Here is a 1,276-nt window from a genome sequence, read left to right as displayed (position 1 = left end):
GGGGCCTGGCTGCCGCTCCCGGGCGGTGGCCGGGTGCGCCAGCACCTCACGCACGTCGACACCCTGGCCCGCGCGGTGCGCGCCGCCCTGGACGTGGACGTCCAGCCCGAGATCGCCGCCGGGCGGCCGCTCGTCGCGAACGTCGCCGACGCCAGCCCCGTCGACCTCGACCAGACGCTCGAGCTCCTCATGTTCGCCCGGTTCCGCCCGGTCCAGGTGGTGGAGATCCCGCTGCGGCTGGCCAACGCGCTGGCCTGGGTGGGGGAGCGCGTGGCCCGGTGGACCGGGCGCGAGCCCCGCCTGACGCGCTACGCCATCAGCCACCTCGCGATGGAGCGCACCTACGACCTCACGGTGCTGCGGGAACGCCTCGGCGTGGACCCCGCCCCGACGTCGCTGCACGGCGCGATGAGCTGGTAGCCCCACGCGACAGACGTCCAGGTCACGGGAGTGACCTGGACGTCTGACACGTTCGGGTGCTGTCCGGAATGCCCTACCCTGTGCGGGTGATTCCAGGGAACGGCGTCGCGATCGAGACGCTCGAGCTGCGCAAGGCGTACCGCTCGGTACGCGGCCGCGCCGTGGGCGTGGACGGCATCGACCTGCGGGTTCCGGCCGGTGGCGTGCACGCGCTCCTCGGGCTCGCGGGGTCCGGCAAGACCACCACGCTGCGCCTGCTCACCGGCCTCGCCCACGCGGACGGCGGAGCCATGCGGATCTTCGGCACCCACGTCCCTGACGGCCTGCCCGACCTCGCCGGCCGTATCGGCGCCGTCGTCGGCGACCCGGGCTTCCAGCCCCGGCTGAGCGGACGCCGCAACCTGACCCTCCTCGCGAGCGCCGCCGGCGTGCCGCGCGCCCGGGTCGACGAGCTGCTCACCCGGGTGGTCCTCGCCGACCGCGCCAAGGCCGCCTACGGCACCTACTCGCCCGACGAAGGGCGCCGCCTGGCGCTCGCGGCCGCGCTGCTGCGCGATCCCGACCTCCTGGTGGTCGACGACCCCAGTGCGGGGCTCGACGCCGTGGGCACCCGCGAGATCCGCCAGGCCCTGCGCCGCCTCGCGGACCGGGGCACCACGGTGCTGGTCGCGACCGGCGTGCTCACCGAGGCCCAGCAGATCGCGGACACCGTGACCGTGCTCGACGCCGGACGCGTGCTCGCGCAGGGCAGCGTCACCGAGCTCCTGGGCGACGCCCGAGTCAGCGTCCGCGTGGGGGTGGACGAGCCGGCGAAGGCGGCCGCGGCCCTGCGCGCCGCCGGGTTCAAGGTGCGCGC

General features: G+C 75.7%; 2 protein-coding genes. Both read left to right on the top strand.

Translation table 11 applies throughout. From position 1 onward, the window contains the following. Positions 1-420: Rossmann-fold NAD(P)-binding domain-containing protein (locus PROKR_RS36665; protein WP_483823679.1), on the top strand; the 420-nt coding region annotated here is incomplete at its 5' end. An 86-nt stretch (positions 421-506) separates the two neighbouring features. Continuing rightward, a partial coding sequence (locus PROKR_RS29980; RefSeq protein ID WP_169736656.1) for an ATP-binding cassette domain-containing protein occupies positions 507-1,276 on the top strand: 770 nt, incomplete at its 3' end.

The sequence above is a fragment of the Promicromonospora kroppenstedtii DSM 19349 genome (assembly GCF_000515355.1).
Taxonomy (GTDB): Bacteria; Actinomycetota; Actinomycetes; order Actinomycetales; family Cellulomonadaceae; genus Promicromonospora; species Promicromonospora kroppenstedtii.
This window is presented reverse-complemented; position numbering and strand designations above follow the sequence as displayed.